This is a genomic window from Devosia sp., from assembly GCF_036406155.1.
Taxonomy (GTDB): Bacteria; Pseudomonadota; Alphaproteobacteria; order Rhizobiales; family Devosiaceae; genus Devosia_A.
On the sequence record NZ_DASWVV010000113.1, the window covers coordinates 1 to 7,425 of the forward strand.

The 7,425-nt window shown below is 69.6% G+C and carries 8 protein-coding genes; 4 read left to right on the plus strand and 4 right to left on the minus strand.

All coding sequences use genetic code 11. The features are described from left to right. Position 1: 1 nt before the first annotated feature. Positions 2-625, plus strand: coding sequence for an NYN domain-containing protein (locus VGD93_RS07035; RefSeq protein WP_395010574.1), 624 nt, complete (start codon positions 2-4; stop codon positions 623-625). Between the two features lie 24 nt (positions 626-649). After that, positions 650-1,294 carry a uracil-DNA glycosylase gene (locus tag VGD93_RS07040; RefSeq protein WP_395010575.1) on the plus strand — a complete coding sequence of 215 codons (645 nt, stop codon included), beginning with the start codon at positions 650-652 and terminating at the stop codon, positions 1,292-1,294. A 41-nt stretch (positions 1,295-1,335) separates the two neighbouring features. On the opposite strand, the gene smpB is transcribed toward VGD93_RS07040, so the two are convergent. Further along, a complete protein-coding gene (gene smpB / locus VGD93_RS07045; protein WP_395010576.1) occupies positions 1,336-1,827 on the minus strand; it encodes an SsrA-binding protein SmpB in 492 nt (163 codons plus the stop codon). A gap of 3 nt (positions 1,828-1,830) precedes the next feature. Next, positions 1,831-2,712, minus strand: coding sequence for a 4-hydroxy-tetrahydrodipicolinate synthase (gene dapA, locus VGD93_RS07050; RefSeq protein WP_395010577.1), 882 nt, complete (start codon positions 2,710-2,712; stop codon positions 1,831-1,833). 301 nt (positions 2,713-3,013) lie between these two features. Here dapA and VGD93_RS07055 point away from each other — a divergent pair, with 301 nt between their 5' ends. Together VGD93_RS07055 and VGD93_RS07060 are read left to right on the plus strand one after the other, a co-directional pair. Then, complete coding sequence (locus VGD93_RS07055; RefSeq protein WP_395010579.1) at positions 3,014-5,050, plus strand: lytic transglycosylase domain-containing protein; 2,037 nt, start codon at positions 3,014-3,016, stop codon at positions 5,048-5,050. 55 nt (positions 5,051-5,105) lie between these two features. Beyond that, positions 5,106-6,041, plus strand: a complete 936-nt coding sequence (locus tag VGD93_RS07060) for an alpha/beta fold hydrolase (protein ID WP_395010581.1) — start codon at positions 5,106-5,108, stop codon at positions 6,039-6,041. 13 nt (positions 6,042-6,054) lie between these two features. Here VGD93_RS07060 and VGD93_RS07065 read toward each other — a convergent pair whose 3' ends face one another. Together VGD93_RS07065 and VGD93_RS07070 are read right to left on the minus strand one after the other, a co-directional pair. Continuing rightward, entirely contained in the window at positions 6,055-6,567 is a 513-nt protein-coding gene (locus VGD93_RS07065; RefSeq protein WP_395010583.1) for a hypothetical protein, read from the minus strand. A gap of 131 nt (positions 6,568-6,698) precedes the next feature. Beyond that, on the minus strand, positions 6,699-7,425 hold a 727-nt coding region (locus VGD93_RS07070; RefSeq protein ID WP_395010585.1), incomplete at its 5' end, for an OmpA family protein.

Below are 7,425 nucleotides of genomic sequence, written 5' to 3' on the forward strand. Positions count from 1 at the left end.
TATGTCTATCGACCCGCGTGAAAAGGTCGTTCTGTTCATCGATGGCGCGAATCTGTACGCGACAAGCAAGGCGATCGGTATCGACATCGACTACCGGCGGCTGCTGAGCGAGTTTCAGAGCAAGTCCTATCTGCTCCGCGCGTACTATTACACGGCACTGGTCGAGGATCAGGAGTACTCCTCGATCCGCCCGCTCATCGATTGGCTCGACTACAACGGCTTCACGGTCGTCACCAAGCCGGTCAAGGAGTTCACCGACGCGGCCGGTCGGCGGAAGATCAAGGGCAACATGGACATCGAACTGACCGTGGACGCGCTCGAGATGGCGAGCTACTACGACCATCTGGTGCTGTTCTCGGGCGACGGCGATTTCACCGCCCTGGTGGCCGCGCTGCAACGCCGTGGTAAGCGGGTAACGGTGGCCTCCACCCTCACCACCCCAACGCCGATGATCTCGGACGACCTGCGGCGCCAGGCCGATTTCTTCCTCGACGTCGCCGAGCTGGCCAAGACCGTCGGACGCACGCCGCCGGCCGACCGCACCCCAGCCGCGGACCGCACCTCGACGGCGGACCGCACCCACGGAGTTGACCGCACCGCGGCCGCCGCCGATAAGGACGCGTGACTTCCGCCTTCGACGGATGATTTCTTGGCCGCACCTTCCATCACGCCGTCCGCGGACTGCGCCCTGTGTCCACGTCTCGCGGCCTTTCGCGCCGAGAACCGCCGGCAGTTCCCGGACTGGTTCAACGCGCCGGTTCCCGTCTGGGGGAACGAAGCCCCCCGCCTGCTCATCGTCGGATTGGCCCCAGGCCTGCGCGGCGCCAATCGGACGGGGCGGCCGTTCACCGGCGACTATGCCGGTGACCTGCTGTACAGCACCCTGATCAAGTTCGGCCTGGCCTCCGGCGTCTACCAGCAGCGCCCCGACGATGGTCTCGAACTGCATGGCGTCGCCATCGTCAATGCGGTGCGCTGCGTACCGCCGCAGAACAAGCCGACGGGCGCCGAAATTGCCACCTGCCGGCGCTTCCTCGTCGCCACCATCGCGGCCGCCGAGCCCCGGGCGTTCCTCGCCCTGGGCCGCATCGCCCATGACTCGCTGCTCTCGGCGCTGGGCGAGCGCCGCGCGCCCTACCCTTTCGGGCATGGCGCAGAGCACGCCCTCAGCGGCGGGGCGCGGCTCTTCGACAGCTACCACTGCTCCCGCTACAACACGAATACCGGCGTGCTCACGGCGGCAATGTTCGAGGATGTGATCGGGCGGGCCGCCAGATATGTGAATGGCGGATAGCGGGAAGCGACGCGCCGCACCGGCGCCCCCGGGCCGAGTCTCTAGCCCCGCCCGCCTTCCTTCATGATGCGCGCCTTGTCGCGGCTCCAGTCGCGGTCGCGCAGGACGTCGCGCTTGTCATAGCTCTTGCGGCCCTTGGCCAGGCCGAGCAGGAGCTTGGCCTTGCCGCGCTCGTTGAAATAGAGCTTGAGCGGCACGATGGTGTTGCCGCTGCGCTGCACCTCGTCCGTCAGCTTCGCCAGTTCCTTCCGCGAGACCAGCAGTTTGCGGGGCCGCCGCTCTTCGTGGTTGAAACGGTTGGCCTGCAGGTATTCCGGGATGTGGGCGTTGATCAGCCACAGCTCTCCACGCTCGGGCGAGGCGTAAGACTCGCTGATCTGCGCCTTGCCGGTACGCAGCGACTTGACCTCGGTGCCGGTCAGCATGATGCCGGCCTCGAGCGTATCGAGGATCTCATAGTCGAAGCGCGCCCGCCGGTTCTCGGCGACCGTGCCGGACACCAGCATGGCGGGTTTCTTCGGTTTGACGGCCATGTTCTAGTTGGGCAGCAGCCCCGCGTGCCGAAGCGCGAAATCGATCGCCTCCTCGGTCGCCTTGGTGACCGGCACCAGCGGCAGGCGGAACTCGTTGCGGCACAGCTTGAGCCTCGATGCCGCGTATTTGACGCCCTGCGGGTTGGGCTCGAGGAACAGGTTCTTGTGCAGGTGGACCAGCTTGTCCTGCACCGACAGCGCCTCGGCATAGTTGCCCTGCTGGCAGGCGTTCTGAAACTGCGAGCACAGCCGCGGGGCGACGTTGGACGTCACCGAAATGCAGCCATTGCCGCCATGCGCATTGAAGCCCAGCGCGGTCATGTCCTCACCCGAAAGCAGGGAGAAGTCGTCGCCCAGGCGGACGCGCTGCAGGCTGGCGCGCTCCATGCTGGCGGTGGCGTCCTTCACGCCGGCGATGTTGTCGTGTGCCTCGCGCAGCCTGACGATGGTGTCGATCGTGAGGTCGACCACGGTGCGCCCCGGCACGCTGTACAGGATCACCGGCAGGCCGGTGGCGCTGGCGACGGCAGAGAAGTGCTGGAACATGCCCTCCTGGTTGGGCTTGTTGTAATAGGGCACGATCGACAGCACGGCGTCGGCCCCGACCTCCTCGGCGAAACGGGCCAGCGAGACGGCTTCGGCCGTCGAGTTCGAGCCGGCACCGGCGATCACCGGCACGCGCTTGTTGGCGACCTCGACGCAGATCTGCACCACCCGGCGATGCTCGTCATGCGTCAGCGTCGGGCTCTCGCCGGTGGTGCCGACCGGCACCAGGCCATGCGTACCCTCCTTGATCTGCCAGTCGACCAGGGCCGAGAGGGCTTTCTCATCCACCGCCCCGTTGACGAAGGGGGTGATGAGCGCCGTGATGGATCCTCTCAGCATTTTGCGGTCTGTTCCTTGCGTTGTGCCGCTCCTGGGGCGGCTCCCGGCCAGCAGCGTCGGCGGCCGATAGGGAAAGTTTGTCGTCAAAGTGTGGCCATATCCGCTTCATCGCCCGGCCACAGTCGCGCACCATAGTTTTTCTGTTGCGGCGCGACAAGCAAGCACGCGCATGGCGGGCCGCACACCGCAAGGGAACCGAGCAGCAACCGATTGTTCACCTCGAATGGGCACAATTTGAAACGACTGCAAGGGGTGGGGGCGCCTTGTTGGGTTTGTACCGGGGACCAACAGGACAGTTGCCATGGCCAGTGCGTATCGAGGGTGGCGCCATAGCCTGGGAGGCGGGCTCGTCCTCCTGCTGGGGGTCTGCTTCGCGCAGCCGCTGACGACCGCTGCCAATGACGGCGTCGACCCGGTGGTGACCGGCACCATCGACCTGCGCGCCGCTGCCGGGAGCGAGGCGTCCTCGGCGTCCTTCCGCAAGGCCCTCGGCCTGCTCGACGCCGGCGACGAGGCGGCCGCCTACGAGCTGGCCAGGAGCCTTGCGAACGACGTCGAACGCCGCGCCGTGCAGTGGGCGGCGATCTACTATGGCGGCGGCGCCATCGACTACGCGTCGGTACTCCGTTTCTCCCAGGACGCGCCCGCCTTCGCCGGCTCCGCGGTGTTCAAGACCCGGCTCGAGCAGGCGCTGACCCGGGCGGGTGCCGACGGCGCCGAGGTCATCAAGCTGCTCGGCGGCGCCATGCCCAACACCGTCGATGCACAGATCGCGCTGGCCCTCGCCTATGTGGAGGACGGCCAGACGGCGCGGGCGGGACGGATAGCGCGGGCGATCTGGACCGAGAACTTCCTCGACCGGCCGACCGAAAGTCGCGTGCTCGAGCGCCTCGGGTCACTGCTCGACCGGGACGCCCACTGGGCGCGGGCCGTGCACCTGATGATGCACGACCGCGCCAGCGGGGTCGAACGGCTGCTGCCGCATCTGTCGGCGGGGCAGGCGTCGCTGGCGCGGGCCCGCATCGCGGTGTCGCGCAACGCCAAGAACGCCAAGCAGCTCCTCGATGCCGTCGACCCGGCGTTCCGCACCCATCCGGTGTACCTGTTCTCGAGGGCGCAGCGCGCGCGGCAATTCGAACTGTGGGACGACGCAGTCGCCTGGCTCGACAAGGCCAGCGGCAAGCTGCCCGACGCTGCCGAATGGTGGTACGAGCGGCGCACGCTGACCCGGCAGCTGCTGGCGCTGCGCAAGCCCGAACTCGCCTACCGCGCTGCCGCCGGCTACCGCGAGGGGCCGGAGGGCCGCCTGGTCGACGCGCATTTCCACGCCGGCTGGATCGCCTACGCCTTCCTGCGCGACGCCAAGGCGGCGCTGCCGCATTTCGAGCAGATGCGGGAACTGTCGACGCTGCCGGACACGGTGAGCCAGGCCAATTACTGGCTGGGCCGCGCCAGGGCGGATCTGGGCGACAAGCTCGGCGCCAACGAGGCCTATGCCGCGGCGGCCCGCTACGGCACGGTCTATTACGGCCTCCTGGCCCGGGCCGAACTGGGCATGACCGGGGTGCACCTGCGCGGCCTGCCCGATTGGGCACAGAGCGAGGCCGCGTTCGAATCCCGCGAGGTGGTGCGGGCGGTGCGCCTGCTTGCAGCCAATGGCCAGGCGCAGATGGCGGTACCGCTGCTGCGCGGCTTCGCCCACGACCTCAATGACGGCGGCGAACTGCTGCTGGCGGCGCGCCTGGCGCAATCGCTGGGGGCGCACCACCTCGCCATCACCATCGCCGACACCGCCGAGCGGCGCGGCATTCCGCTCGACCTGTTCAGCTTCCCCAAGGACGGGCTGCCGGCGGCGCAGCTCGCCTCCATCGACAAGGCGGCCGTCTATGCGGTCACGCGTCAGGAGAGCCGCTTCCAGGTCGACGCCGTCTCCTCCGCCGGGGCCCGCGGCCTCATGCAGCTGATGCCGGAGACGGCGCGCGAAACCGCGGCGAAGATGGGCGTCGAATACTCGAAGAGCCGGCTCACTTCGGATCCGGCCTACAACGCCCTGCTCGGCTCCACCTATCTCGCCGCGCAGCTGCAGCGCTTCGAGGGCTCGCTGGTGCTGGCGGCCGCGGCCTACAATGCCGGCGGCGGCAACGCCCGCAAGTGGATCGAGGCCTATGGCGACCCGCGCTCGGACAAGGTCGACCCGGTGATCTGGGTCGAGCTCATCCCCTTCCAGGAAACGCGCAAATACGTGCAGCGCGTGCTCGGCAACTACATGGTCTACCGCACCCGGCTGGGCCGCAACGACATGACCATCGCCCAGGCGCTGCGCCGCATCCCCGGCTAGGGAGGGCGTTTCCGCCGCCCTTGCGCCCGGCCGGCGCTCTGCTATGGCTTTGGCCATGTTCGGAAAGCGCATCGTCCCCGCCGACCACCCGGCCTTTGCTGCCCTGCCGGTGACCTCGCTCACCGTCGGCCCGGGCGGCGAGCACATGGCGGTGCACGTCGCGGGCCGGCTGCAGATCGGGCAGCCGCCGCTCGTCGCCGTCTCCGGCTACCACCGCAACATGTCCGACTTCGCCGATTTCCTGCAGCAGCTGCACAACGGCTACAACCACGGCCTGCCGGTGGTGCTGGCCGACCTCAAGGGGCGCGGCCGCTCCTCGGACCGAGGCGACAAGAGCCTGTATGCCTCCCCCGTCGATGCGCGCGACCTGTCGCAGCTGTGCGCGGCGCTCGGCATCGAAAGCGCCATCTTCATGGGCCAGGGCTATGGCGGCCAGGTGCTCATGGCGCTGGCGGCGCAGCGGCCGACGCTGATCGCCGGGGCGATCCTGATCGACGCCGGGCCCGTGTCCGACCCGCGCGGGCTGGTGCGGCTGCGCAACAACCTCACCGACCTCGACGGCTCGCGCGGCCCGGCCAGTCTGCGCGCCATGTTCCGGCGCATGCTGGCCAGCAGCTATCCCGGCATCTCCGATCGCATGCTCGACGTGCTGGCGGCGCGCACGCATTATCTCGACAAGCGCGGCCGCGTCCGCCCGCTGTTCGACCCGCATCTGATCCGCATGCTCGAGGCGTTCGAACACGACGACATCCTCGTGGCGCAATGGCCGCTGTTCCACGCCCTCGACGGGGTGCCGCTGATGCTGATGCGCACGCAGCTCACCGACCAGCTGCGGCGCGAGACCTTCGACGAGATGCTGCGCCGGCGCCGCGACGCGGAGGGCTACATCATCGAGGGCCAGGCCTCCCCGGCCCTGCTCAGCACCCATGACGACGTCGCCCCGATCGCCGAATTCGTGCGCCGCGTGCTGAAGCCGCGCAAGGCGGCGTAGCCGCGAGGCCGGCTCAGCCCATGCTGCCGGATGGCGGTTCGCCGGGTTCCGCCGCCGCCCCAGCGATGGGCTCGGGCAGTTCGACGTGGCCGGCGCGCGGCGCCGCGCGTGGGGTCCAGTTGCCCTCGATGGCGCGCATCGCGGCGAGCTCGGACTCGGCGTCGAGCCGGTGCTGCAACTCGGCCTCGGGCGGGCCCGGCGGGGCGCTTGCGGCAAGCGCTGCGGATGATGACAGCACGGGCGCCGGGACGAGCTTGCCCGACGTCGTCTGGCCGGCGACGCGGGCCGGTTGCATGACGGCGGCGGCGGGAGTGGCGGGGGGCGGCGCAACGAGGGGCGCGATGGTGGGGGCGACCACCAGATCGGGGCCGGACGGCGGCGCCTCCGGCGCCACCGGCGCCGGGGCCGTTGCGGCGGCGGCCCGCCCCAGGGTCAGCCGGCGCAGGCCGTAGCCGAGCACGCAGCCGGCAAGGAAGGCGGCGAGCAGCAGCAGCGCGGTTTCGACGATCAGGGCGGCGTTGGGCATGAGTGGTAACCGCCGCTATTCGCCGGGCCGCGGATAGGTGAACCATCCCGTCGCCACCCCGATGAGCAGCGCACCGAGCACGAACGGCCAGTACATCTCGAGCAGATAGAGCAGCGAATCCATGGACATGGCTAGCGGTGCTCGTCGAGGACGGTAAAGACGATGCGGCGGTTCGCCTGCTTGCCCTTGGCGGTGTCGTTGTCGGCGACCGGCAGGCTCTCGCCGTAGCCGATGGCGTAGAGCCGCTCGGGGCGCACGTCGCGCGCGATCAGCGCGTTGACCACGGCCTCGGCGCGCGCCACCGACAGCACGAGGTTGAGCTCGGCGGCCCCGTCGGCATCGGTGTGGCCCTCGACATGCACCGTCGCCTCCGGGCAGATGGCGAGATAGCCGGCGAGTTCGTCGAGGGCGGGCTCCGACTCGGCGGTGATCCTGGCGCTGCCCGACTGGAACAGGATGGCGTTGCGCGCCGCGAACGCGTCGACCTTCATGCGGCAGAGCTCGATCTCGGGCAGGAGCGTGACATCGACCTGCCAGCCAGGCGCGGCCGGCAGCGCCGCGAGCGCCGCCTCGCGTTCGGCCGCCGACAAGGCGCGCCCGGTGAGCGCCCAGCCGGCGCCGTCATAGGCGAGCCGGCCGTCGGCCAGCTGCAGCAGGGCGCGCATGCCGGCATTGGCGGACGGGATGAAATCCTCGGGGAAGCCCGTGCCCACCGCGAGGCCGTCGACCGGCACCTTGCCGGCGACGACGCCGAGCCAGCGGATCATCGGCTCGGCCGGCACCTTGCCGCTGAGCGCGATGCTGCCGCCCAGCGGCCTCGTCGCCGCAAACACGGTCTCGCGGGGCGCGGCGGGTGGC